General features: G+C 70.5%; 20 protein-coding genes and 1 riboswitch. Of the genes, 8 read left to right on the top strand and 12 right to left on the bottom strand.

Going from position 1 to position 25,392, the window contains the following annotated elements; genetic code table 11:
* Positions 1-9: 9 nt before the first annotated feature.
* A complete protein-coding gene (gene aceA, locus ABT352_RS33920) occupies positions 10-1,302 on the bottom strand; it encodes an isocitrate lyase (RefSeq protein ID WP_350949099.1) in 1,293 nt (430 codons plus the stop codon).
* Between the two features lie 408 nt (positions 1,303-1,710).
* Here aceA and ABT352_RS33915 point away from each other — a divergent pair, with 408 nt between their 5' ends.
* Positions 1,711-3,180 carry a helix-turn-helix domain-containing protein gene (locus tag ABT352_RS33915; protein WP_389778032.1) on the top strand — a complete coding sequence of 490 codons (1,470 nt, stop codon included), beginning with the start codon at positions 1,711-1,713 and terminating at the stop codon, positions 3,178-3,180.
* A gap of 71 nt (positions 3,181-3,251) precedes the next feature.
* On the opposite strand, the gene ABT352_RS33910 is transcribed toward ABT352_RS33915, so the two are convergent.
* Positions 3,252-5,255 carry a CHAT domain-containing protein gene (locus ABT352_RS33910; RefSeq protein WP_350949098.1) on the bottom strand — a complete coding sequence of 668 codons (2,004 nt, stop codon included), beginning with the start codon at positions 5,253-5,255 and terminating at the stop codon, positions 3,252-3,254.
* A gap of 131 nt (positions 5,256-5,386) precedes the next feature.
* Here ABT352_RS33910 and ABT352_RS33905 point away from each other — a divergent pair, with 131 nt between their 5' ends.
* Positions 5,387-6,337, top strand: a complete 951-nt coding sequence (locus ABT352_RS33905; RefSeq protein WP_350949097.1) for a glucosyl-3-phosphoglycerate synthase — start codon at positions 5,387-5,389, stop codon at positions 6,335-6,337.
* A gap of 142 nt (positions 6,338-6,479) precedes the next feature.
* Here ABT352_RS33905 and ABT352_RS33900 read toward each other — a convergent pair whose 3' ends face one another.
* Entirely contained in the window at positions 6,480-7,445 is a 966-nt protein-coding gene (locus ABT352_RS33900) for a threo-3-hydroxy-L-aspartate ammonia-lyase (RefSeq protein ID WP_350949096.1), read from the bottom strand.
* 356 nt (positions 7,446-7,801) lie between these two features.
* Here ABT352_RS33900 and ABT352_RS33895 point away from each other — a divergent pair, with 356 nt between their 5' ends.
* The 4 genes from ABT352_RS33895 (at position 7,802) to ABT352_RS33880 (ending at position 11,321) form a co-directional block, all read left to right on the top strand.
* Positions 7,802-8,233 (top strand): cold-shock protein, encoded by a 432-nt coding sequence (locus ABT352_RS33895; RefSeq protein WP_350949095.1) that lies wholly within the window; start codon positions 7,802-7,804, stop codon positions 8,231-8,233.
* 419 nt (positions 8,234-8,652) lie between these two features.
* Positions 8,653-9,492 carry a copper resistance CopC family protein gene (locus ABT352_RS33890; RefSeq protein WP_350949094.1) on the top strand — a complete coding sequence of 280 codons (840 nt, stop codon included), beginning with the start codon at positions 8,653-8,655 and terminating at the stop codon, positions 9,490-9,492.
* A 134-nt stretch (positions 9,493-9,626) separates the two neighbouring features.
* On the top strand, positions 9,627-9,995 hold the full coding sequence (locus tag ABT352_RS33885) for a cupredoxin domain-containing protein (RefSeq protein ID WP_350949093.1): 369 nt from the start codon (positions 9,627-9,629) through the stop codon (positions 9,993-9,995).
* 9 nt (positions 9,996-10,004) lie between these two features.
* Positions 10,005-11,321 carry a hypothetical protein gene (locus ABT352_RS33880; RefSeq protein WP_350949092.1) on the top strand — a complete coding sequence of 439 codons (1,317 nt, stop codon included), beginning with the start codon at positions 10,005-10,007 and terminating at the stop codon, positions 11,319-11,321.
* Between the two features lie 47 nt (positions 11,322-11,368).
* Here ABT352_RS33880 and ABT352_RS33875 read toward each other — a convergent pair whose 3' ends face one another.
* From ABT352_RS33875 to ABT352_RS33835, 9 genes are all read right to left on the bottom strand, one after another.
* On the bottom strand, positions 11,369-12,199 hold the full coding sequence (locus ABT352_RS33875) for a S1 family peptidase (RefSeq protein WP_350949091.1): 831 nt from the start codon (positions 12,197-12,199) through the stop codon (positions 11,369-11,371).
* A gap of 164 nt (positions 12,200-12,363) precedes the next feature.
* Complete coding sequence (locus ABT352_RS33870; RefSeq protein ID WP_350949090.1) at positions 12,364-13,638, bottom strand: cytochrome P450; 1,275 nt, start codon at positions 13,636-13,638, stop codon at positions 12,364-12,366.
* 1 nt (position 13,639) lies between these two features.
* Positions 13,640-13,840: a ferredoxin gene (locus tag ABT352_RS33865; protein ID WP_350949089.1), complete on the bottom strand. Its 201-nt coding sequence runs from the start codon at positions 13,838-13,840 to the stop codon at positions 13,640-13,642.
* Positions 13,837-14,487 (bottom strand): TetR/AcrR family transcriptional regulator, encoded by a 651-nt coding sequence (locus tag ABT352_RS33860; RefSeq protein WP_350949088.1) that lies wholly within the window; start codon positions 14,485-14,487, stop codon positions 13,837-13,839. The genes ABT352_RS33865 and ABT352_RS33860 overlap by 4 nt, the downstream gene beginning before the upstream one ends.
* Positions 14,488-14,725: 238 nt before the next feature.
* Positions 14,726-14,924, top strand: a riboswitch (cobalamin riboswitch).
* A 253-nt stretch (positions 14,925-15,177) separates the two neighbouring features.
* Positions 15,178-16,131: an acyltransferase domain-containing protein gene (locus ABT352_RS33855; protein ID WP_350949087.1), complete on the bottom strand. Its 954-nt coding sequence runs from the start codon at positions 16,129-16,131 to the stop codon at positions 15,178-15,180.
* A gap of 71 nt (positions 16,132-16,202) precedes the next feature.
* Entirely contained in the window at positions 16,203-16,583 is a 381-nt protein-coding gene (locus tag ABT352_RS33850) for a hypothetical protein (protein WP_350949086.1), read from the bottom strand.
* 259 nt (positions 16,584-16,842) lie between these two features.
* Complete coding sequence (locus tag ABT352_RS33845; RefSeq protein WP_350949085.1) at positions 16,843-17,082, bottom strand: replication initiator; 240 nt, start codon at positions 17,080-17,082, stop codon at positions 16,843-16,845.
* Positions 17,083-17,246: 164 nt separating this feature from the next.
* Positions 17,247-19,331 (bottom strand): cellulose binding domain-containing protein, encoded by a 2,085-nt coding sequence (locus tag ABT352_RS33840; protein WP_350949084.1) that lies wholly within the window; start codon positions 19,329-19,331, stop codon positions 17,247-17,249.
* A 166-nt stretch (positions 19,332-19,497) separates the two neighbouring features.
* Entirely contained in the window at positions 19,498-20,751 is a 1,254-nt protein-coding gene (locus tag ABT352_RS33835; protein WP_350949083.1) for an SGNH/GDSL hydrolase family protein, read from the bottom strand.
* 305 nt (positions 20,752-21,056) lie between these two features.
* Here ABT352_RS33835 and ABT352_RS33830 point away from each other — a divergent pair, with 305 nt between their 5' ends.
* Positions 21,057-22,388 carry an aminotransferase class V-fold PLP-dependent enzyme gene (locus ABT352_RS33830; protein ID WP_350949082.1) on the top strand — a complete coding sequence of 444 codons (1,332 nt, stop codon included), beginning with the start codon at positions 21,057-21,059 and terminating at the stop codon, positions 22,386-22,388.
* 611 nt (positions 22,389-22,999) lie between these two features.
* Positions 23,000-25,392, top strand: a 2,393-nt coding sequence (locus ABT352_RS33825) for an NB-ARC domain-containing protein (protein ID WP_350949081.1), incomplete at its 3' end; no start/stop codon positions are given.

Here is a 25,392-nt window from a genome sequence, read left to right as displayed (position 1 = left end):
TCCGGAGAGTCAGTGAGCCTCTGCGAACTGCTGCTCCTCCGTCGATCCCTTCAGGGCCGTGGTGGAGGAGTCCGGCGCGATGGCCGTGCTGACCAGGTCGAAGTATCCGGTGCCGACCTCGCGCTGATGGCGGGTGGCGGTGTAGCCGCGTGTCTCGGAGGCGAACTCGGCCTCCTGGAGTTCGACGTAGGAGGTCATGCCCTCCTCGGCGTACCCCCGGGCGAGGTCGAACATCGAGTGGTTCAGTGAGTGGAAGCCCGCCAGCGTGATGAACTGGAACTTGTAGCCCATGTGACCGAGTTCCCGCTGGAACTTGGCGATGGTGGAGTCGTCCAGGTGCTTCTTCCAGTTGAACGAGGGCGAGCAGTTGTAGGACAGCATCTGGTCGGGGTACTCGGCCTTGATCGCCTCGGCGAACTCGCGGGCCACGTCCAGGTCGGGGGTGGAGGTCTCCATCCAGAGCAGGTCGGAGTGGGGCGCGTAGGCCAGGCCGCGGGCGATGCAGGCGCCCACGCCGTTACGGACCCGGTAGAAGCCTTCCGCGGTGCGGTCGCCGGTGGTGAACGCCTGGTCGCGGGGGTCGACGTCGGTGGTGAGCAGGGTCGCGGCCTGAGCGTCGGTCCGCGCGATGATCAGGGTCGGCACGCCCAGCACGTCCGCCGCGAGGCGGGCGGCGCTGAGGGTCTTGATGTGCTGGCCGGTGGGGACGAGCACCTTGCCGCCGAGGTGGCCGCACTTCTTCTCCGAGGCGAGCTGGTCCTCCCAGTGCACCCCGGCGGCACCCGCGGCGATCATGCCCTTCATCAGCTCGAAGGCGTTCAGCACGCCTCCGAAGCCGGCCTCGGCGTCGGCCACGATCGGCGCGAGCCAGTGCGGCGCGTCCCGGTCGCCCTCCGACCAGGTGATCTGGTCGGCGCGCAGCAGCGCGTTGTTGATACGCCGCACGACGGCGGGGACCGAGTTGGCCGGGTAGAGGCTCTGGTCGGGGTAGGTCTGGCCGCCGAGGTTGGCGTCGGCGGCGACCTGCCAGCCGGACAGGTAGATGGCCTTGAGCCCGGCCTTGACCTGTTGCACGGCCTGGTTGCCGGTGAGCGCGCCCAGGGCGTGCACGTACTCTTCGCTGTTCAGCAGGTCCCACAGCCGCTCGGCGCCGAGCCGGGCGAGGGTGTGCTCCTCCTGGACGGAACCTCGGAGTCGAACCACGTCCTCGGCCGTGTAGGTCCGCTCGGTCCCCTTCCAGCGAGGGCTGGTCTCCCATTCGTGCCGCAGCTCGTCTGCGGCTCCCTTGAGGCGATCGTTCATCGGTGACTCCTTTTCGTCCCCTGGGTGGCCTACTTCGAGTGTGTGCTCCGACGAAACGGTCAAACAAGGTCGAGTCGGACGAAAAACTAGAAATTATTCTCCTCAGATCAATACTCGCTGGTATTCAGGGGAGAAGAAGTTAATAGTTTTCTCTATGGACTAGACCAATTCTTGTGCCGGGATCGGGTGTGCGCATGCCCTCCACCGGGGACGCGTGCGAGCTCCGGCGCCGGGACCCGGTGATCGCGGTCGCCGGTTCCCGGCCGTGGCGAGGGCTTGACGGTCGCGACTCCGGGTGGCGTCGATGCGAGGGGCGACTCCGGCGGCTCCGGGCGCGGGTGCGGCGATGCCCGCTCCGCGACCTGCCGGGGGCGAAATTTCCTCGGAAATTTCGTTTAGCATCGGGTCATGGCATCTTTGGTCGGTGAAGAACCGCTTTCCTTGACGCAGGAGCTCGATCTCATCGCGTTCGGCCAGCGGCTGAGACACCTGCGGAAACAGCGTGGCCTCACCCTTTCCGACCTGGGCGAACGCGTGAGCCGCGCGCCCAGCCAGCTCTCCCTGCTGGAGAACGGCAAGCGCGAGCCGAAGCTGTCGCTGCTGAAGTCGCTGGCCGCCGCGCTCAACGTGCCGGTCGAGGAACTGCTCCGCAGGCAGGCACCCAACCGGCGGGCCCAGCTGGAGATGGCGCTGGAGGAGGCGCAGCGCGACCCCCTGTACGCCGGGCTCGGCCTGGCCAGGCTGAAGATCTCCGCCCGGGTCCCCAACGACGTGCTCGAACACATCCTCGGCCTCTACGAGGAACTGCGTTCACGCCAGGCCAGGGGGACCGCCACCCCCGAGGAGGCCCGCGCGGCCAACGCCGAACTCCGCCGCAAGCAGCGTGAGCAGGGCAACTACTTCGCGGAGATCGAGCAGGCCGCCGCCGAGGCGCTCGCCGCGGTCGGCTACCGCTCGGGCGCGCTGTCGCAGAGCACCGTCCAGGCGCTGGTCAGCCACTTCGGCTACACCGTCCAGACGGTCCAGGACTTGCCGCGCACCGTGCGTTCCATCTCCGACCTGCGCAACCGGCGCATCTACGTCAAGCACGAACAGGTCGGCATGCACACCCCGCGCACGATCCTGCTGCAGACCCTCGGTCATCTCTCGCTCGGCCACCACAGGCCCCGCGACTTCGCCGACTTCCTGCGCCAGCGAACCGAGGCCAACTACTTCGCCGCCGCCGTCCTGGTGCCCGAGGCCGCCGCCGTGCCGTACCTGCGGGAGGCGAAGAAGGACCGCGCGCTGAGCGTGGAGGACCTGCGCGACGTGTTCGCCGTCTCCTACGAGATGGCCGCGCACCGCTTCACCAACCTGGCCACCAATTTCCTCGACCTGGTCTGCCACTTCGTCCGCAACAACGCCGACGGGATCATCTACAAGGCGTACGAGAACGACGGCATCGTCTTTCCCGCCGACGAGCAGGGCGCGATCGAAGGCCAGCGCATGTGCCTGCAGTGGTCGGGGCGCCAGGTCTTCCTGTCACCCGACCGCTTCTCCGTCCACTACCAGTACTCCGACTCGCCCACCGGCACCTACTTCTGTCTCGCGCACGTCGACATCTCACGCGAGCGTGACTTCGCCATCACCCTCGGCGTTCCCTATCGGGAGTCGCGCTGGTTCCGTGGCAGGGAGACCACCACCCGCACCAGATCGGGCTGCCCCACCGGCGAGTGCTGCCGCCGCCCGCCCGCCGAGCTGACCCAGCGCTGGGAGGGGTACGCCTGGCCCTCGGCCCGCGGCAACTCCCACGTCCTGGCCGCGCTGCCCCCCGGATCCTTCCCGGGGGTGGACGAGGCCGACGTCTACACGTTCCTGGAGCGCCACGCCGCGGGCTGAGACGCGCGGTGCGCCCTCCGAGCGCGATGAGGATCCCCGCCACAGGTACCCGTGTCGCGAGCCGGCGGCGGTCACCCCGTGGGCGGGGCCGTCCGGCGCAGCGTCAGGGATGGGTGGCCGTGGAACCGGTAGGCACCCGCGCTGTCGGGGGCCTGCCCGCGCATGGAGCGCAGCACCTCGGCCGGGGGCTCACCGGCGAAGCAGCGCCGATAGAACTCCGGCGCCAGACCGCCGCCCGCGGGCCAGAGCGGGGCGACGACCCCGCTCGCGCCCGCGAGCAGGAACGCCTGGGCGTCCCCCGGCTCCTCCAGGAAGACGAACGGGGCACCCGCCAGCTCGTAGTCCAGCGCCTCGGAGGCGGACCCGCCGTCCGTGAAGTGGACGATGTCGGGCCCCTGCCTGAGCGCGCCCAGGACGTCGCCGAGCGCGGGGGAGACCTGCGTGGCGCCGTACTCCGTCACCAGCGGATGTGCCTGCGCCTCGCCGTACACCACCGCGACGCGGTCGGCCCGCGCGTGCACGGGAGGGGGCAGCTCGGGACGCCGTCCGCCGAGGGGCCAGCGGCCGGTCGCCAGCTGGCAGCCCAGGTAAGGGGGCAGCGAGGGATCGTACGGCTGCTCGAGCACGGCCAGCTCCCAGGGCACGTGCGGCTCCTGGGAGAGGATGAGCACGTTCGGGCGGCGCGGCGCGACCCGGCCGGCCACCGCGTACAGCAGCTCCCAGAAACCCCAGGGCACGCGCGAGCCGACCTCCCGCCCCAGTTCCTCGGAGAGACGGCCCCGATCGGTCAGCTGCCGGCCGAACTCCGAGGCCCGGGTGCCGAGGTCGCAGGGCTCGGCCTGGTCCGGGGTGACGAAGTGCGGTGACTGGTAGGTCCACCACAGCAGTCCCGGCCTGTCACCGTGGACGATGATCGCCGTGACGTCGGCGGGTTCTCCCACGAGGGCGGGACGGATGCGGGTGCCCGAGACCGGCTCCAGCGCCTCGTGTCCGCCGAGGGCGCCGGGCGAACCGTGGACCGTGACCGCACGCAGGCCGAACCCGACCACCTGGCCGCCTACGGAGTAGGTCACCTGGATCTGCCGGGCGGCTTCGGGCTCCTCCTGAGCCAGGGCGACGAGGTCGACCACGGCCCGTGGGTACGGTGACGTCTCGTCGGCACGCAGCCGCACCCGCCGGCCGCCGGGCGCGTCGAAGCCCTCGGCGACGATCTGGATGTCCAGGTCGATCGGCTCGCGCGGTGTCGCGGTGCCGTCCTGCCCCTGGCCTGGGGCGACGCCGACCGTCACCTCCGAGCCCCAGCCCGCGACCACCTCCGCGGGAGCCTCGATGAGTGGGATCACCTCCCAGCCGGGCCCCGGTGCCGGAGGTTGTGTCTCCTTGCGCCGCCTGCGGAAGGCCCCGGTCAGCCGGTCGAGAACCGAGGGGCTCCGGCTCTCCGCGGGACCCGGTGCCGCGGCCGCGGCCGTCGACGATGCCGCCGCCGGAGGCTGCGGCGCGGGGACCTGCGGTGACGGTGCCTGAGGCGTCGGGGGCGGTGGCTCCGGGGCTGTCCGCGGCGCTTCGGGGAACGGTGGCGGATCCTCTCCGGGCGTCTGCCCTGACCCCGGAGCGGGACGCCTCTGCCCGCCCATGTCGGGGAGCAGCCAGGCGGGAGTGTAGGCACCGGTCGCCGGAGCGTCGATCGGCTCCCAGCCGGAGGGGTCCGGGCCGTTCGGGGGCGCCGCGCCCCAGGAGGACGGGGTGGGGCCCGCGCCGCCCGGCGGAAAGCCGAGACCGCTCCCGCCTCCGGGCGAGCCCGGCTCGGCGCCCGGCCGCCGGGAGAGCAGGGGAATCACCTGCTCGGGGGTGACGCCCCGCTCCAGGCTCAGCAGCGCGGTGAGCCGGTCCCAGGCGGGGCCGTACTCGGCGACGAGCCTGATGACCGCGTCCGCCAGCTGGTCGGAGGGCCGGCTGCCCGCCTCGGCGAGCAGCGGATCCAGCCGGTCACGAAGCTCGCCGGAGGCGCCCCCCATCAGGCTGTCGAGCTCGTCGCGGACGCCGCGCGCCGCCCGCATCACGGCTACCGGGTTCATCTCGTCCCCCCTCATTCCGGACTGAACTGATCTTCCCACCTGCGTGGCGGAGACGGGAGCCGGTAGGTGTCCGGAATCAGCGCCACATAGGGTGATACCCCTAACCGCCGAGGTGATGGAAAGGGTGGGTCGTGCTGCCTGAGGTCGAGGCATGGCTACGCGGGCGCACCTCATCCTCGGGTGACTGGGCGCTGCCGGAGCTGCTGGAAGCCAAGGGTGAGACGACGATCAGTGTCGTGTTGCCCGCCCGCGACGAGGAGGAGACGGTCGGGGAGATCGTCGCGGCGATCCGCCGCGATCTCATGGAGGCCGTTCCGCTCGTCGACGAACTCGTGGTCATCGACTCCCGCTCCGTCGACGAGACCGCGGTACGCGCGGCGCGGGCCGGGGCGAGGGTGGTCGCCCAGGACGAGGTCCTGCCCGATCTCAAACCGCTGGACGGCAAGGGCGAGGCGCTCTGGAAGTCCCTCGCCGCGACCTCCGGCGACCTGCTGGTCTTCGTCGACGCCGATCTGCGCGAGTTCCGCACGTCCTTCGTGACCGGGTTGCTCGGCCCGCTGCTCGCCGATCCGGCGGTGGTCTACGTCAAGGGCTGCTACGACCGGCCCCTGTGGAACGCGAGGAGCGGTGGCGGGCGGGTCACCGAGCTGGTCGCGCGCCCCCTGCTCAACCTGCACTGGCCACGGCTGGCCGGGTTCGTGCAACCCCTCGCGGGGGAGTACGCCGGGCGCAGGTCCGTGCTGGAGCGCGTCCCGTTCGTCACCGGCTACGGCGTGGAGCTCGCCCTGCTGATCGACCTGCTCGACCTCGCGGGTCTCGACGCGTTGGCCCAGGTCGATCTGGGACGCCGGGTGCACTCCCACCAGTCGACGGAGGCGCTCGGCGGGATGGCCGCCCAGATCCTGCAGACCTCCTGGTCACGCCTGGAGCGCCAGAACATGATGGTCTCCCTGCATCGGCCGTCTCCCCGCCTGGCCCAGTTCCGCCGGGGCACGGACGGCCACCAGGTGAGCGTCAGGGACGTCGCCGTCGCCGAACGCCCCCCGATGGCGACGATCCCGGCCTACCGTTCGCTTCGCTGACCAGGCCGTACGACCTGACGGCGAGGGTGGCGAGGGTACTGACGGCCCGGCGGAGGCTCTCACGGCGAAGGCCGGTTCGTCCCGAGGCCCCGCGAAGACCGTCCCGGGAACCGGCCCTTCGGCCGGGCCCCGGACGTGGCGGTCAGGAGGCGAGCAGTGAGGCGTAGCGGTCGAGGTCGACGTTGCCCCCGCTGACGATCACACCGACCCGTTTCCCGCCGAGCCGGTCGGCGAGGTCGCGGACGGCGGCCAGGCCGAGGCATCCGGTGGGCTCGACGACGATTTTCATCGCCGATCCGAAGAGTTTCATCGCGTCGACGAGATCGGCGTCGGTGGCGGTGACGATGTCGTCGACCTCGCGGCGGATGATCTCGAACGTGTGGGTGCCGAGCCGCTGGGTCTGCGCGCCGTCGGCGATGGTCTTCGGCGTGTCGATCTGGACGATGGAGCCCTGCCGCAGCGACCGCCGCCCGTCGTCGCCCGCCTCCGGCTCGACGCCGTACAGCGCGCAGCCGGGCGACAGCGCGCGAGCCGACAGCGCCGTGCCGGAGAGCAGCCCGCCGCCGCCCAGGGGGACGAAGAGCGCGTCGAGGTCGCCGACCTCGTCGAACAACTCCTTGGCGGCGGTGCCCTGACCGGCGATCACGTGGGGGTGGTCGTACGGCGGGATCAGGGTGAGACCGCGGTCGGCGGCGAGCGCGCCGCAGATCTCCTCCCGGTGCTCGGTGTAGCGGTCGTAGCGGATGATCTCCCCGCCGTACCCCTCGGTGGCGGCCACCTTCGAGGCCGGCGCGTCGTGCGGCATGATGATCGTGGCCGGGATGTCGAGCAGCCGGGCGGCCAGGGCGATCGCCTGGGCGTGGTTGCCCGAGGAGTAGGTGATCACGCCGGAGCGTCGCTGCTCGGGGGTGAACCGTGACAGCGCGTTGAACGCGCCGCGGAACTTGAAGGCGCCCATCCGCTGGAAGTTCTCGCACTTGAACACCACTTCGGCGCCGACGCTCTCGTCGATCCGGCGTGAGCGCAGCACGGGGGTGCGGTGCACCTGCGGAGCGATGCGGTCGGCGGCGCTCAGGACGTCGTCGTAGGTCGGGGACATAAGGGGCATCGGGGGCATCGGGGACGTCGATGACTGGGACATCGGCTGGCTCTCCTCGGTCGGCGCGGCTCCTCGAAGCCTGGCATTCCCGTCGTGCGGGCGGTGTACCGGGGGCGCCGCCGTCCGACGATCCCCGGCACGCGACCCGTACGCGGTGTCGTGAGGCGGTGTGCGCGGTGCCGGCTGGGACGGCGCCGTGGGGGCGCGGGGGCGCGGCACGGAATCGACGAGGACGATGAGGACACGGCGCGCCGTCCGGTCTAGCATCGGGTCGTCCGGTGTGACAGGCAGGCCGGATTCACCGGCCGGACAGTGCCGGAAGGTGAGCGCGCAGTGGTGCGATCCTCGGTGTAGGTGGTGTTGTGGTGGCAGTCGGTACGATCCTTCGTTTTGACGAGGTACGCGGGTACGGGTTCATCGCCGCGGTCGGCGGGGGTGAGGATGTGTTCTTCCACGCCAACGACTTCGGTGAGAGCAGGCACGTCCTCCAGCCCGGCCTGCGAGTGGAGTACGAGGTCATGGAGGGCGAGCGGGGGCTGAAGGTCTCGACCGTCAGTCTTCTGGACCCGCCGCCGAGCCGGCGGCCGGTCGCGGCCGTGCCTCTCTCGGACGCCGTCTCCTCGCAGCAGTTCGGCGACGACGACGGGGTGTGCGACGTGTTGTCGGCGAAGTCCTTCAACGGCGCGGTGACCGAGCTGCTCATCGAGCACGCGCCCACGCTGACGGGCGCGCAGATCGGGCAGGTCAGGAATCGTCTCCTGACGTTCGCCCGGTCCCACGGCTGGGTCGACGACTGAGGCCGGACGATACGTCCCCGCCGTTCCGGATCCGTGGCGAGCCGGGATCCGGAACGGCATGGCTCGCGCGTACTGCGGTGGGCCCGGACGGGGAGGGCTCGCACCCGGTCACGTCGAGCGGAGAGAAGGGGCTCGGCCGCCGGGCTTCGGGGAGGCCGTCGCGTGCCGCGGAACAGGTGCCGGACGGGCGCGGGACGTGGACGCGGGGGAGCGGGTCGGGGTGCGGGGCGCCCTACCGGCATGAACAGGTGCGGAAGGGTGAGGCTCACAGTCCTTGGCGTTCTTCGGTTGGATGCGTGCCAAAGTTCTGTTCATATGGGACAAAAGCGGTTATTCTCGACGAGCATTGACCGTGATCGGCCGGAATCGTCCGTGATTCCGCAGGCCAGCGGGCCTTTCGGTGGAGAGCAGGGGTGGCGATGGCGCGCTGGTTGGGCCAGCTGCTCGTGCTGGCCGTCGTCGCCGTCGTCGCGCTGACCACCCTCGCGACGCCCGCCTCCGCGCACGGGCAGCTCGCGATGTCGACGCCGGCCAAGGACAGCACGGTGAAAGAGCCGCTGGAGTCGCTCGCGCTCTACTTCACCGAGAAGCCCGCTCCGAACGCGTACTTCACCGTCACCGCCCCCAGCGGCGTCCGCGTCGACGAGCCCTGGTCGCACGGGCAGCCCGAGCGCCTCGACGAGCCGGTCAGGGAATACAACCTCGTGGACGGTACCTGGCAGCCGAGCCTGTACCACACCGGCTTCCCCGCGAAAGTCCCCGTCGCCCACTGGCCTGAGAAGGGCCTGTACGTCGCCCGTTACATATCGGTCGCCTCGGACGGCGAGAAGGTGGAAGGCGAGGTCCGGTTCACCTACAAGGGCCCGACGTCGGGTCCGCCCAAGGGCTGGAAGGCCCCCACGAACGAACCCGACCCCGCGCTGCTCGCCATGTTGGAACCCGGCGCCACCACGCCGTCGGCCCCGGCGGCCGGACCCGCCGTCCCGCAGGCCACCCCGCAGACCACGCCCCAGGCCGCGGCTTCGAACGCGCCCCAGGCCACCTCGGGCTTCGACCTGTCGGTGTGGCTGCTGCCCGCCCTCCTCGTCGTCGGAGCGGGGTTCATGGTGGTCCGGGCGGCACGGCGGCCGGCGCCCTCCGGCGCGCAGGTCCGTCGGCGCTCCACCGGGCCGCCCGGAAGGAAACCCGCGGGTCGGCCGACGGCCGCGTCGCGCAGGACGGGGAGCGCGAAGGCGGTCAAGTCCGCCAAACGACGCTGATCCGCCCCCTCCGCGCTCCGGCTCCGCCGACGACACCCGGTCCCGTACCGACCTCACTGTTTTCATACCGATTCACCGTCCCCGCCCCCCGCCGACTCGTCGGCCCGACCACCGACCCCCCCAGGAGAAAAGTCATGACGCCCACCCTTGCCCGCCGCCTGCTCGCCGTGCTCATGCTCGGTGCGACCCTGCTGACGGCCACGGCCTGTGGCTCGTCCGCCGCGGACCCCGGCGCCTCGACGGTCAAGGAGATCACGGTGACCATCGCCGGACGGCAGGTGACGCCCCCGCCCGGCCGGATCGACGTGACCAAGGGGCAGACGGTACGGATCACGGTGACCGGTGACGCGCCCGACGAGGCGCACGTCCACGGCTACGACAAGGCCGTGACCCTGACGCCCGGCACGCCCGCGACGATCGAGTTCGTCGCCGACCAGGACGGCCTGTTCGAGTTCGAGACCCACGAATCGAAGCTGCAGCTCTTGCAGCTCGTGGTGCGCTAGGCCGGCGTGATGTTCCTGGCTCACGGGATCGGCGGGCGCCAGGATCTGCCGATCCCCTTCGAGGCCGCGCTGATCGGCGCGATCCTCGCCCTGCTGGTGTCGTTCGTGGCGCTGGGCGCCCTGTGGACCGAGCCGCGACTGGGTCTCGACGCCCGCCGTCCCCGCCCGCTCGCCCCCCTGGTCCAGAGGATGGTCTCCGCACGGGCGTGGCCGTGGGTCTGGCGGGTCGCCGGGCTCGTCGCCGCGGCGTACTTCTGCGTGGGCCTGCTCTTCGGCCCCGACCGGGTCGAGAATCCCACGGCGGGAGTGTTCTACGTCCTGTTCTGGGTCGGCCTGGTGCCGCTCTCGCTGCTGTTCGGACCGGTGTGGCCGGTTCTCAACCCGCTGCGGACACTGCACCTGCTGGCCTGCCGGGGACTCGGACGCGATCCCGAGACCGGGATGCGCCCGCTGCCGCCGGGGCTCGGCTACTGGCCCGCGGCGGGCGGTCTCCTCGCCTTCGTCTGGCTGGAGCTGGTCGCCCCGGAACGGGCCACCCTGCCGGTCATCGGGGCCTGGCTCGCCGTGTACGTCGTGTTCGTGCTCGGGGGAGCGGTTCTCTTCGGGTCGCGCTGGTTCGACCACGCGGACGCGTTCGAGGTCTACAGCACCCTCGTCGGCCACCTCGCCCCGGTGACCAGGCGCCCCGACGGCGTCGTGACCTGGCGTAACTCGCTCGACGGCATGGCCGGGCTCCGGCCGGTGCCCGGGCTGACGGTGCTGGTGGTGGTGCTTCTCGGCTCCACCATGTACGACAGCCTCTCCAACGCCCCCGTCTGGGTGCGCTTCGTGCAGGAGAGCTCGCTGCCGGCACCGGTCATGGGAACGGCGGGGTTGTTCATCGTCATCGGCCTGGTGCTCGCGGCGTATCGCGGGGCGACCGCGCTCGCCGGTCGCTGGGGGGCGGCGGAGCCGGGGACGACGTCGGGCGAACTCGCCCACGCGGTCGTCCCGATCGCCGTCGGATACGTGGTCGCCCACTACTACACGCTGCTCCTCCTCGAAGGGCAGCGGACCATCGCCCTGCTCTCCGATCCGCTGGGCACCGGCGCCGACTGGCTGGGCACCGCGGACTGGACCGTCCAGGCGGCCGGTACCTCGCCCGCCGGGATCGCCATGCTCCAGGTGACGGTCATCATCGTCGGTCACGTTCTCGGCACCGTGCTCGCCCACGACCGCGCGCTCGCCCTGTTCCCCCGCAGGACCGCCGTCCTCGGGCAGATTCCCCTCCTCGTGCTGATGGTGGTCTACACGGTGGTGGGCCTCTTCCTCCTCTTCGCGGGCTGACCCCGCCGGCCACCGGCTCGCAGAGCTTGAGACGGTGGCCGGCGGGGTCAGGTGGAGGATCTCGCGGACCGGCTGGAGGGAGCGGGGCCCCGCACCGGCGTGGCAGGCGTCGCCGCCTTCGGGTCATGCGCGGGCCGAGGGTTCTCCTCGGAGTGCACCACGACCACCAGGTCGCTGTCCGTCCCGATGGACTTGACGACATTCAGGGTCGCCGGGGCGTTCCTGGACAGGACGACGACCTTGTTGATCCGTACGTCGACGTAGCGGATGGTCCCGCCGTCCGGGTGGGCGGACAGGACGTCGTCGAGCCTTTCCTTGACCGCTCTCAGCGTCGCCAGTGACGCGCGGACGACCTTGGGTGTGGCGCCCGCGGAGACGATCGCCGGGATGTCGGCGGCACTGGTGGTGGCGATCATGAGGGTCTCCGCGAGGGTTCCCGTGAACCAGGAGCCGCCGAAACGGTCGCTGAGTTCCTCGCGCAGCCGCGCCTCGACCGGTGACAGCCGGGCCTCGTTGAGCAGCCGGGTCGCGACCTGCTGCCTGGTGAGACCGAGGTCGCGCTGGAGCGCCTCGATGAAGCCCGGCGGCAGGTTCGACAGGATGGGCGGGTCTGGCGGCGGCGCGGTGACGCTGGGACCGGCGGTCGGTACGGGTGCGGGGCACGTCGTCCGGGGCGTGGTGACGGTGGGACGGGGCGTCGGCGCGCACGCGGCGCCCGAGAGGCGGGTCTTGTGCGGGGGCACGGTGCCCGCCGTCCGGGGTGTGGTGACGGTGGTAGGGGGCGTCAGGGCGAGCGTGGCGACGGCCGGAAGAGACGCCAGGGCGAGTGCGGTGATCGCCAGAGTGCCCCCCGTGGTGGCGATGCGGCGACGGGACATGGTGCTCTCTCCTCTGCCTCTTCCGAAGCGTGAGGGGGGAGCGGCCGCACATCGTCGGTCGCGCGACACGGATCTACACGGACACCGCCACCTTAGTCCGGCCGCCGTCGAATCCGGCCGCGAAAGCCGGGCGCCACGCTGGGCGGACAAGACCCGGGCGCGGGTCAGCCGATGCGCAGCGGAAGCGTGCGTGGTCCGCGGACCTGGCCCGTGGACCAGGTCACCGCCGCCGGGTCGTCGAGCGTGAAGCGCGGATTCCGCTCCAGCCAGACCTCGAGGGCGACCTGCAGTTCCATCCGGGCCAGGTGCGAGCCCGCACAGCGGTGGATGCCCAGGCCGAACGCGGCGTGCCGGTTGACCTCGCGGTCGATGACGACCTCGCCCGCCCGGTCGAACTGGGCCTCGTCGCGGTTGGCCGCCGGGAACGACAGCAGGATCCAGTCGTCGGCCTTCATGTCGACACCGTTCCAGTGCATGTCCTCCTTGACCAGCCGGGCCATCGTGACCGGCGCGTAGGCCCGGAGGAACTCCTCCATCGCGGTCGGCAGCAGAGCCGGCTCGGCGACCAGGCGCTCACGGTCGGCCGGAGTCTTGGCCAGGTGCCACAACGACGCGCCGATCGCGCTCCACGTCGTGTCGATGCCCGCGATGAGCAGCAGCGCCATCGTGCCCGCCACATGGGCCGGCTCCAGCTTCCTGCCGTACAGCTCCGCGTTGACGAGGTAGGTCGTGAGGTCGTCACGCGGGTTGGCGACGTGGTCGCGGATCTGCTCCAGCAGGTAGTCGAAGAGCTTGTCCATCCTGGCGATACGCTCTTCCGGTGGCCGGTTGACGCCCTCCAGCGCGTTCTCGACGAACTCACGGAACCGCGGACCGTCCTCGGGCGGGAAGCCCAGCATGTCGCTGATGACGCGCACCGGGATGTGCTGGGCGTAGTCACGGGCGGCGTCGACGACGTCCTGCCCCTCAAGCGCGTCGACGAGCGAGTGGCAGAACGCTCGCGTCGCCGGCTCCTGCCTGGCGACCACCGTCTTGGTGAACATCGGCAGCAGCAGCTTGCGCGCGTCGTGATGGAAGGGTGGGTCGGAGGAGATCGGCGGTGTGCCGCCCACCGGGGCCACCTCGCGTGGTGGCCGGAAGTTGCCCACGATGATCGACCGGGAGGAGAAGCGCTCGGTGTCGTAGGCGATGGCCGCGACGTCCTCGTAGCGGGTCGGCAGCCAGGCGCCGCCGAACCGATCGGTGTGCGCTATCGGGCAGCGCCGCCGCAGGTCGTCCTGGATCGGGTACGGGTCGGCCGCCCATTCCGGTTCGGTGTGGGAGAAGTCGGTCGCCCAGTCCGAGACAGGTCCGGTGATGATCTCGTTGCGCACGCCGTCGGGGCGGTTCTGCTGCCTCCCTCCGAGCGCCTGCTCACTGAAACGGTCATCGATGGTCATGTCACGCCTCCTGGAGGATCTCGATCGCTCTTTCCGGGCAGTTCGCAACGGCCAGGCGCGCCGCCCGCTCCTCGCCAGGCGGTACGACGCCGTCGCCGACGACCTGCCCGTAGCCCTCGTCGTCCTCGTCGAACAGGGCGGGGGCGAGGACGTAGCAGCGACCGTGTCCCTGGCACCCCTCGGGGTTGATTCTCACTCTCACTGTCGCGCCTCTCTCCGTGCTGTGCTGTCGGCAGGGGACGAGGGCTGTGGCGTACTGCCGCCGGGGGCGAAGGCGGCGACGAGACGGGTGAGCAGCGCGGCCCACTCCTCCTCGTCGACCGTGTGCAGGTCGGGTGTGACGAGCGCGCTGCCCATCGCGAGCAGCAGGCAGAGATGTGACAACGCGTTCGGCGAGAGGGTGCCGTCCACTTCGCCGTCGTTCTGTGCGGCGCGGACGAGCCCGGCGAGCCAGTCGGTGCGCTCGCCGACGTAGTCGCGCATCGGCCGGGCGACGTCCTCGTCACGGCGTGCCACCACGAGCGCCTCGACGATGAGATGGTTGTGGGCGTCGGGCCGCCGGTGCGGGAGCCCTCGGCCGACGACGGCGAGCAGTTTCGTGATCGACTGCTCGGGATCCGCGGCGAACAACGTGGCCAGCAGCCGCGGCCCGTGCTCGCGCAACGCGGCCACCAGCAGCTCGGCCTTCGAGCCGAAGTGCGCGTACAGGGCACCGTTGCTCACCCCGGCGGCGGAGGCGATGTCGGCCACGCGCGTGCCGTCGTAGCCGCGCGCGGCGAAGGACTCGGCCGCCGCGCGCAGCAATCGCTCACGGGTCTCGGCGGCGCTGACGCCCGCGATACGCCCCATGCGTCAATTAAAAGAACGTTCATTTGATGTTGTCAACAGCGGGGCGGCGGTGGGATGGGTTGTCTGGCGCCGTCGAACTTGAGAGTCCGGCGCGGATCTTGAGAGTGAGGAGTCGAAGATGAGAGTTGGATTCCTCCCTCGGCGCCTGGCGTTGGTGGTTGAGCCGCAGCCCGACGAGTCGTTCTCCTCTTGGGGTGAAACGTAAGGAGGCGCACCGAGTCTGACAGGTGGTGCGCCCTTTGTCGTTGATCGGCGGTGTGCGAGCATGATCGGCGTAGGCGAGCGCGGAACGAGGAAGCCGGTGTGAATCCGGCGCGGTCCCGCCACCGTGATCGGCGAGCGAATCCCGACGAAGCCACTGCCCGGATGACGGGTGGGAAGGCCGGGACGAGCCTCGACCCGAGAGCCAGGAGACTCACGCGGTCGCCTCCTCGATGAACTGGGGCGCGGATTTCCCCGGAGAGGAGTGGGCTCTCGTGCCCGTCGAGCCGGTGGCCGCGCCGAGAAACCCTGTGGCATCGCCTCTTTCGGATCTGCCCCGTTGTGTAGATTCCGTGATCTGGGCCGCCGATCACGACCACCTCGCCGGACAGGTCGCCCCTGCTCAGATCTAACGATCAATGACTCCCATATGGAGTTCTGTCGTTTTCAGGAAGGTCGGCATGTCGAGCCGCTCCGGCGAAATAGGCGTCAGGGGTGTGGCTGGATCGGGAAGCGGCCGCGGCGCCAGTACCAGTGGCGGCCGGCCCTCAGGTGGTCGACGACCGCACGCTGGAGCACGGTGCGGCGCGGCAGCCGGTCGAGCGGTGTGGACAGGTCGCGGAACACGAACCGCCGCACCTCGACGTCGGCGTCCAGCCCTTCCGGCTCCTCGTACGGCTCCAGCTCGAACCTCCGCTGGAACCGGACGATGTTGGAGTCCTCCGGCAGGTATTCCAGCAGCTGCGGGTCGAGCAGCCACGAACCGCAGGCGAACTCCGTGTAGGGTTCGTCGGGAAAGTGGCGCGGGAAGAACGCGCGGGCCTCGTCGAGCGACGCAGCGACCGCCTCGGGGGTCATCGGCCCCGACTCGGGGATGTGCAGGTCGAGGGTGGCGCCGCCGCGGTGATACTGCAACCGGCCCAGCTCGTAGATGCTGCCGCGCGCGTGCAGGGTGAGCCAGCTCTGCATGACGGGCCAGCCCTCGCCGCGCATCCGCCGGTCGACCGCGAGGTTGCGGCCCAGGTCGGCGAGACTCACCCATGACACGGCGTCGGCGACGCCGTGGTCGCGGTGGTATCCCGTGGTGACGCCGACCAGGGCGAGGTACGCGTACACGTAGAGATGCCGCCAGGCGGGGCCGCGTTCGCGCGGCAGCTCCGGACCGGGCGGCAACCAGCCGTGGCCGCCGAGATCGGCGCGGACCAGGGCGATCGAGCGGTCGAGCAGCCAGCGCAACTCCGGAGTCCACAGCGGGGATCCGGGGTCGGGCCAGCCCTCCATGATCTCGGCGGCGTCGTCCGGCCGCACCGCGAGCCGATCGAGGATCGCGGGCGCGTCGGCCTTGGCGGGCAGGGGGGCCGATGGCCGGTCGCCGGCGAGCCGGTGCACGCGGTCGACGTCCTCGACGGGCACCCCGAGCCGGGCGGCGGCGTCCAGATCCACGCGGATGATCCTACCCGCCGATGTCACGGGGCGGCGGATTGCTCCGCCTGACCCCATCTGAAGATCTCTGGTCAGCCTCCGATTTTCCATCTTGTGCCATAACAGATCGGCGGACCGTATGTATAAGACTTTCCTGTCTTCGTGCTGGTCGCCACGAGAACGTCGGTCGCCTCAGGCTGATGGCACATGGAGTCCGGCAGGCTGATGCCGACGTCCTCTCCCGGAGCGAGGACGGCGAAGGACCCCTTGTTGAGCTTCCCCTTCACCGTGACGGTTTCTTGTGTGGCGTTAATGATGATGAATTGTTCTTCATCACGAGGCGTACCGCAGGCGCTGAGGAGGAGCGCGGTGACCGTCGTCAGTCCTATGAGACGAAAACCGGTCAGAGTAGCCGTCGTGAACGACGTTGAATTCCGGATGCCCATGGCGGCCTCCTTGAGGGACTTCGCCATCAGGCACGATAGCGGATCGGCTTCGTCTGCTGGTATGGGGTCAAGGAGTCAGCGAGCACAAGACCTTCGCGGCCCCGAATACCGAGGAAACGCATCACAGCCTCGCCTCGCTGCTAGAAAGGGCGGTCGCCGCCTTCGGTGAGAGTGACGCCGCCGCCCTGTTCACCAATCTCGGTCCTCGGTCGGCCTCCACGTCATCGGATCGACCGGCCTGTGCTCACGCTGCCGCGGCGAGTGCGTGTGAGTGTCGTAGCACGGGTCAGACCACCGGAACGACATCCACACCTACAAGCATGGACTGAGTGTCGTAACAGTCCACGCAGAGCGGTTGTCCCACTTGCGGGTCATCGCGGTCGTGACGCCTGCCGCAGCCCTCGTATCGGCCATGGGGGCAGGTGGGGGAGTCGCGCCGGGGACGGCAGGGCAGGGACTTGCCGTCCTTACCCGTGCGGTGAGCGTGGACCGCGCCGAAGAACGGAGCGGTGAAGGTGGCGAACACGCGGGATGGCCGCCCATGTCTACGACCACACGATCCACCGGTGGGACATCGCCCGCCCGACCTGCCTCAGATCTAACGCCTGACGTGTGTCAGATCCCCGGCCCACGGTGGGCCGGGGATCTGACACGTGGACCGTGTGCCGTGGGGACGCGGACGGTTCGCCGCTAACGGGTCGTGCAGACGGTTCCGTTGAGGGTGAAGACGGCGGGCAGTGTGTTCGGGCCGCTGTAGTTGCCGACGAAGCCGATCGTGGCCGACGCGCCGGTGGGCAGCGAGCCGTTGCCGGACTCGTTGACGACCTGCACGTCCTGCCCGTCCTGTGTCCAGACGGCGCCCCAGCCACTGCCCAGGCTCTGCCAGGTCCTGGGCCAGCTGAAGCTCAGGGTCCAGCCGCTGACCGGCGCGCCGTGGTTGGTGATGTCGATGGCGCCGACGTAGCCGCTGGCCCAGTCGGTCTGCTTGGTCAGACGCACCGAGCACGAACTGGAGGCGGGTGTGCCGGTCGTGAACGTCAGCGGTGCGGAGGGCGCGGAGACGCCACCGCCGCTGTCCCGTGCGACCACGTTGACCGTGTAGCGCGTTCCCGGTTTGAGGTTGTTCACGGTGAACGAGGTGCCGGCGGTCTCGCCGAACTGCCCGCCGACGGCCCCGTTCTGGCGGTGGACCTCGTACTTCACGATCGGACGCGCGCCGGCGGAGGCGGCGGGCCAGGAGATCGTGGCGGCCCTGTCGGTCACCTCCGAGACCGTCGGCTGCCCCGGCGTGCCCGGCAGGCCGGTCTGGGCGCCGGCGGGCCGCAGGACGATCGTGGTCAGCGAGAGCGGCGGCAGCGTCTGAGCGGCCGCGCTGCCGGTGGTCGAGGTGGAGATGCTCGTGGCGCCGTTGGTGTGGGTCAGCACGGTGGGGGCCCCGGACGCCGGGCTGAAGCCGGAGTAGTCGATCGCGACGGGATAGGACGTGTCGGACGAGGTGTTGATCAGCAGGACGGCCAGGTCGCCGTTGGGGCGGCGCGCGGCGTGCGCGGTCACCTTCGCCTGGTCGGTCGCGGCCCTGATGAACCGGTCTCCGGGGCGGGCGAACCTGCTCACCATCTGGAGCGCGTAGTACGGCGCGAAGGGCGTGTTGAGCGAGGGTTCGCAGACGCTGCCGTCGGAGGTGCACGTCCCGCTCGACAGCAGGCCGAAGTCGCCGTAGTCGGTGTGCCCCTCGACCTGTGTGACGCTGCCGATGCCGTTGTGGACGTTCCACCAGTCGACGGTGAACACCCCGTTGGCGAGCAGTGTCGCGTAGGCGTCGGCGGCGGCCAGCGCACCGGGCTGGGTCGTCGTGCCGCGTTCGTTCGACCCGGTGTTGAACTCGGTCATCGCGATGCCGATCCGCTCGGCGCCGGCCCCGGCGTACCGCGCGATCTGCCGGCGGGTGAGATCGATCATGTCGGGGACGTGCCCGACCTTGTCGAGGGCGCCGGGGTACCAGTGCAGGATCACGAAGTCGATCTTCGATGCCGCGGCCGAGAGGACGACGTCGTTCCAGGTCCCGGCGTCGCCCTCGGCGACCAGCCCGTCGGGCCAGTTCGCCGGTGTGGTCAGCACCGCGCCGATCTTGATGGTCGGGTCGACGGCCTTCATCGCGTCGGAGTAGGCCACGACGTGGCGCGCGTACTCGGCGGGGCTCTTGTCGGCGTGGTCGTCCGCCTCCCAGGTGGCGCCGTAGTGGCCGTTGCCGTAGTTCTCGTTGCCGATCTCCCAGTACTTGACGCCGTAGCCCTTGGTGACGTTGGCGTACCGCACCCAGGCCGCCGCCTCCTCCGCCGTACCGGTGCCGTAGTTCGCGGTCACCATCGGCTGCGCCCCGGTGCGCCGCGCACCGCGCATGAAGGTGTCGAAGTCGGTGTTGGGAGCCACGTAGCCGCCGGGGGCGGTGTGGTCGGCCCAGTGGTAGATGTCGGAGTACGAGCCGCCGGGGTAGCGCAGCAGCTTCATACCCGCGTCCTTGAGCAGGTCGGCGGTCGCGTCGGTGCCCAGGTTGGTGTCCCAGATCGCATGGTTGGTGCCGATGCCGGTCTCGGGGACGGTGGCGAGCGCGGCGCGGGCGTTGACGGTCACCGCGACCGGGGCGACCTCGTCGGCACGCGCCGTGGGGACATGCAGGACGGACAGCGTCAGCAGGAGAGCCGACGCGGCCCGTAACAGCTTCTTCGGCGTCTTTGGCGTCCCCGGTTTCCCCGGCGTTCTTGATGTTCTCGGCATCGGTGCACCTCGCAACGGATAGTGGCGTTCACTCGACGCCCCCTCCCTGACCCGGAGGCAACATGATCGTCAGGGGTCGCCCCGTATCCGTCAACCCGCGGTGAAACTTTCAGTCACCGTGTCGTCACGTCGCCCGTCACCGTGTCGCCGCGTGGTGCCGGGTACGTCAGGAGATGGTGAGCGTGCCGTTCGCGTTGCGGGCGCACGTGATGACCGTGCGGGACGCGGCGGTGAGGGCACCGGTGAGGCACTGTCCGAGGACGGTGTGGCCCGCGGCGTTGGGGTGCCAGCCCTCCTGGCAGGTCTGGAAGTAGGTGACGCAGGTGTTCGCGACCCGCTGGACACCGATCTTGTCCCAGCCCGACAGGCTGGTGACGAACGTGCCGGACGGCCCGTCCTGCACCCGGATCGGGGTGGCGAGCGCGCCCGTCGGGCTGCCGGGGTTCTCGCAGAGCCGGGCGCCGTCGAAGGCCTTCTGGACGTCCAGCACGCGCAGGTCGGCGGTCGGACGCTCGGCCGCCAGCGTGGTGTAGGCGTTCTTGACCAGGGAGCCGAGGTTCTGGGAGAACACGTGCCCGGGAGCGAGGCTCGCGCGGTGGATCGGGCAGCCCGCGGCGTACCGTTCGGCGCCGAGGGCGCGGAACTTGTCGCGGGTGTCGGTGCGGTCGTCCTCGTCCCGGTACTGCGGGGCGACATCGAGCGGCAGCGGGTTGGTGTAGGTCTGCAGGATCACGCTGTGGACGCCGTCGGCGTCGATCTGGGCGAGGGTGTCGAGGATCTGGCGCAGGGCGGCGGTGGTCTCGGTGGTGGCCGCGGCGACCTCGGCGTCGGAGGCGAGGTCCGAGACGGTGCAGGGCTCCTGCGGCACGTCACCGCCCAGGTAGGCCCAGAACTCCCACCAGCCCGTCCAGGCGTCGGCGATGAAGCGGTTGGCGCACAGCGTGGCCACGTCGCCGAAGGTGAACTGGGTGTTGTTGGAGCCGAGGCCGATGAGGACGACGTCGATGTCGTGGGTCTGCGCGACGGCACGCAGCTGGTCGAGCTGCGAGGCGACGGAGCGGCCCTTGGCGCGGGCGCCGGAGGGGTTGGCGATGTCGGCGGGCTGGCCGCCGGAGCACGCGAGGTTGAAGCGGTCCTGGATGCCGGGGAGTGAGGCCTTGAACAGCGAGGCGTTCGCCGACCGGTGGCAGAAGTAGGCGTTGCTGTTGGGAGCCGACCAGCCGGGGAAGGACTGCGGCGTCCCCGAGGCGTCGGCGACGGGCTGGTAGGCTCCCGCGCCCTCCCCGCTGATGAAGCTGTCGCCGAGCGCGACGGCCGCGGTGGGCAGGGCCGCCTGGGCGGCTCCGCTCTGGACGACCTGGATGCCGACCGCGCCCACCAAGAGCGCCACCATCGCGGCCGCACGCCGGAGAACCCTCACTACCGCCTCATTTCCTACTGAACAAGTATGAAATAACGTGTATCCGGATCACAGCACGCCGCCTGAATGACGTCAAGATTCTCAGGAGACCCGCCGCCTCATCTAAGAGATCGCGTATCGCCCTGATCGTCAAGCACGCGCTTGCTTGCCTGGAGCCGGGGGTGTGGCGTGTCGCCGCCGCCACGCCACGCCTGAGCTGTACGGATGCCCGCTCGCGGAGCCGGCCCCGCGCACACTGGGAGTGATGCGTTGGAACAGGCCGGGGCCGCCGCGGGCTCTCGCCGACCGGGGTGGAGTGGTTTTCTATGAGCTTGTCCAGGCGTGAGATGGTCGCCGGGCTCGGGGCGTTGGCCCTCCCGCCTTCACCGCCCCCACCGCCGCCCGCCGGCCAGGACGTTCGGCCGTCCCCGCCGCCCGGCGCTGTCGCCGCTCCCGTCGGCACGGCCCCCGAGCGGCTCGCCGAGGACGAGGGCTTCTGGAGCCGGGTGGCGCGGCAGTATCGAGTCACCCGGGACTTCGTCAACCTGGAGAACGGCTACTACGGGATCATGCCCGAGCCGGTGCGCCGCGCCTACCATCGCAACACCGACCACCTCAACGAGGTGAACTCCTACCTGCTGCGCACCGCCTACAAGGACCAGGCGGACCAGGTCAGGCGGCGTATCGCGACCATGCTCGGCGTCTCCATGAAGGAGATCGCCCTCACCCGGGGCGGCACCGAGGCCCTGCAACTGCTGATCGCCGGCTACCGGCGGCTGCGTCCCGGCGACTCGGTGATGTACGCCGACCTGGATTACCACAGCATGCAGTACGCCATGAACTGGCTGAGCGACCGGCGAGGCGTCCGGGTGCAGAAGCTGGTCATCCCCGAGCCGGCGACCCGGCAGGCGGTGCTGGACGCCTACGCCGCGGCGTTCCTGGAGCATCCGAAGCTCAGGTTGCTGCTGCTCAGCCACATGAACAACCGCACCGGGCTGGTGGTCCCCGTGCGGGAGATCGTGGCGATGGCTCGCGAGCGGGGCATCGACGTGATCGTGGACGCCGCCCACTCCTGGGGACACCTGGACTTCACCGTGGACGACCTGGGCGCCGACTTCGCCGGGTTCTCCCTGCACAAGTGGATGGGCATGCCGCTGGGTGCGGGCTTCCTCTACATCCGCGACAGCCGCCTGGCCGACATCGACGTCGCGTTCCGCGACGAGACCTTCCCGCGGGAGGACATCCGCTCACGGGTGCACTCCGGCACCATGGACGTCGCGCCCTTCCTGACGGCCGGCACCGCCCTGGACTTCCACGACGCCCTCGGTGCCGCAGCCAAGCAGGCGAGGCTGCGCTTCCTGCGTGACCGGTGGGTGGGCCAGGTGCTCGACATCGGCAACCTGGAGATCCTCACCCCCGAGGAGCCCGCCATGTACGGCACGATCACCGCGTTCCGGATCACCGGCCGTACGTCGGAGGCCGAGAACGTCGCGATCGCCACGGACCTGATGAAGCGGTACCGGATCTTCACGGTGCACCGCGGCGGGCCGGCCAGGGGGGACTGCGTGCGGGTGACGCCGGCGCTCTTCACCAGCCGCGACGACGTCGACCTGCTGGCGACGGCGGTACGGGACATCGCGCGGCGGATGCGCGCCTGAGCGGGGGCGGCGGATGCGCGCCTGAGTAGGGGCGGCGGATGCGCGCCTGAGCGGGAGGGGGGCCCGGCGGCGTCCCGCGCCGTCTCCGGCCCGGTGGACGCCGGGCGGGTTCGCCGTTCCCCCGCCTTTCCCGGTCCGCGCCTCCCGGATGAGCCGCCCCTGTCGGATGAGTTCGAAAGGGGTCACCAAGGGCGATCGCGTCGTCACGGAAAAAGATCTACCTTGAATGCGGGCTGGAATGGTAGATGTGATGTCGTGGACATAGCGGCTCAAACTGTGCAACGTGGCTTTTCGTATGCGCTTTAATCGCCGGGATGTCGGTGATTCAACTCGGGGTCAATGGGGAACAGATATCGTGCCTCCAGGGTTCCCGGCGCCCGTCGGGGCAGGGGTCAGCACTGTAGAGGTGGTCGGTGGCTCGCCGCACAAAAAGAATCGCCGATGTCGCCGTGGCGATTCTGGTGGTTTTCGGAATTCTGGTCGGACTTCCGGTGCGAACGGTCGAAGAATATCTGCCGGAAACGGTCGTCGCGCGCAGGGTCGAATGGGTCGTTGTTTTCGGATTAACCGCCTTCCTTGTCGTTCTGCTGACACGGCTGACGCCGAAACTGATGGAATCACGCACGCGCGGCGGGCTCTTCCTGGTGCCGGACAGGCAGGCGGGGTGGGTCAGGAGAAGCGAGCTGGACGACGTGGTCTCCACCCTGACGATGCGGCGCTCGGGCACGGTCGGGCTCACCACGGGTCTCGCCGGGGCGGGCGGGTTCGGCAAGACCTCCCTGGCCGTGGAGGTGTGTCACAGCGACGAGGTGAGGAGGCGGTTCGACGGCGGCGTCATATGGGTCACCGTGGGCCGCGACCGCGCCGGGGCCGACATCGCGGCGCTCGCCAACGACGTCACGGAGGCCGTGCTGGGCGTCCGGCCGGAGTTCTCCAGCCCCGAGCAGGCCGGCCACCGGATGGCCGAGGCCCTGGCGGAGCGGGGCCACATGCTGCTGGTGGTCGACGACGTGTGGAGCCTCGAGCAGCTGAGACCCTTTTTGTCCGCGGCCACCAGGTCCCGGGTGCTGGTGACGACCCGGCTGCCCAGGGCGCTGCCCCCGAAGGCGATCGCGATGATCGTCGACGAGCTGGCGCCGAGGGTGGCCGTCCAGGTGCTGAGCCGGGGGTTGCCGCCGATGAACCCCGGCGTCCTCGGCGACCTGGTGGCCCTGACGGGGAGGTGGCCACTACTGCTGTCCCTGCTCAACGCCCGGCTGCGCGACGAGCACGGCGCGGGGACGAACGCCGACGTCGCCGCTCGCCGGGCGGCCGGTCGGCTCGGCCGGACCGTCTCCGCCCCCCTGGACGTCACGGTCGCCTCCCAGCGGGAGAGCGCGGTGCTCGCCACCGTGGAGCACAGCCTCGAAGCCCTCGGCGCGTTCGACCGCGCCCGCTTCCTGGAACTGGGCGTCTTCCCCGAGGACGTCGCGATACCGGCCGCCGTCGTCGAGCTGCTCTGGCGCGGCACCGCGGGGCTCACCGCCAAGCAGGCCGAGCGGCTCTGCGGACGGCTTCAGGACCTCGCACTGATCGGCAGGCACCCCGCCGAGGGGGCGGCGCCGTCGATCACGATCCACGACGTCGTCCGTTCCGCCCTCCGCTCGGAGGACGGCCTGGGCAAGGAGCGCGCCGAGGTCGCCAACCGCGACTTCCTCGACGAGGCGAGAAACCTCGTCCCCGACGACGATCTCACGGCGGACGCCGAATGGTGGAGGCTGCCCCCGACCGTGCCCTACCTCTGGAACCACCTGCTGTTCCATCTTTCCGAGGCGAGGAGATACCGGGAGCTGGAAGCCCTGCTGCATGACGTGCGCTGGTTCGTCACCCGCGTACGCGCGTTCGGGGTGGCCGCGGCGGAGTCGGATCTGACGCTGTCGACCTCCCGTTCCGTCGCGGGGGTCCGCCGGCTGGTCGCCCGCAGCACCCATCTGCTCACCCCCTTCGAGTCGGACGCCGTCTCCACGGCGAACCTGCTCGCCCGCCTCTACGCGTTCCCGCCGATGCGGGCGTCGGTCGAGCGCTACAGCAGGGAGAACGAGACCACCTTCCTGAAAGCCCGCTGGCCACTGCCCGAGGACGGTTCCACCCGCCTCCTGCGCACCCTGACCTCGGCGGCGAGACACCTCGAGGAGGTGTCGATCACACCGGACGGATCACGGTTCGTCGTGCACGCCCGCGACGGCGGCGCGCAGGTCTGGAAGGCCGACGGCACCACCCGGACGACGCTGGCCACGCACGGCAGACCTGTTCACGAGGTCGCCGTCTCCCCTGACGGCGCGTGGCTGGTGACCCGCTCGGGGAGAAGGAGGGTGCAGATCTGGGGGATCGACGGCGCCCAGAGGGCCGTCCTGCGCAACGGGATCGGCAGGCTCGCCGGTATGGTGGCCGCGCCCGACGGTTCGTGGCTGGCGACCCGCTCCGCGAGGGGAGGAGTCCGTCTCTGGAATTTCGACGGGAGCAGGCGTGCCGTCCTCAGGAGGGGGACGGGCAAGTTCACCGGGATGGTGGCCGCGCCCGACGGTTCGTGGCTGGCGACCCGCTCCGCGACGGGAGGGGTCGCTCTCTGGAGCCCCGCCGGGAAGAGACATCTGATCCTCAGAAGCCGGGTGCGGGTGAGAACCAAGCCGCGAAGGCTGCAGGACGTCCTGAGGATGCGCGGCTGGAACCAGGAGGACGAGAAGGTCCCCGGCAGGAACAGGCCGATCGGCAAGGTCTCCGAGCTGGTCGTCTCCCCTGACGGTTCGTGGCTGGCGACCCTCTCCGGAGACGGGAGCGTGCGCCTGTGGGGGGTCGACGGCGTCGAGCGGGCCGTCCTGACGGGGCACACCGGGGCGGGGGCGGGGGTGCGGATCTCTCCCGACGGTTCGTGGCTCGTGACCTGGTCGTCCACCGGTCCCGTACGGCTGTGGGAGACCGACGGCAGGCAGCGGGCCGTCCTGACGGGGCATGCGGGGGTGGTTCG

Source organism: Streptosporangium sp. NPDC000563 (assembly GCF_040299985.1).
Classification (GTDB): Bacteria; Actinomycetota; Actinomycetes; order Streptosporangiales; family Streptosporangiaceae; genus Streptosporangium.
The sequence above is the reverse complement of the archived record's forward strand: the minus strand, read 5'-3'. Positions and strand labels throughout refer to the sequence as shown.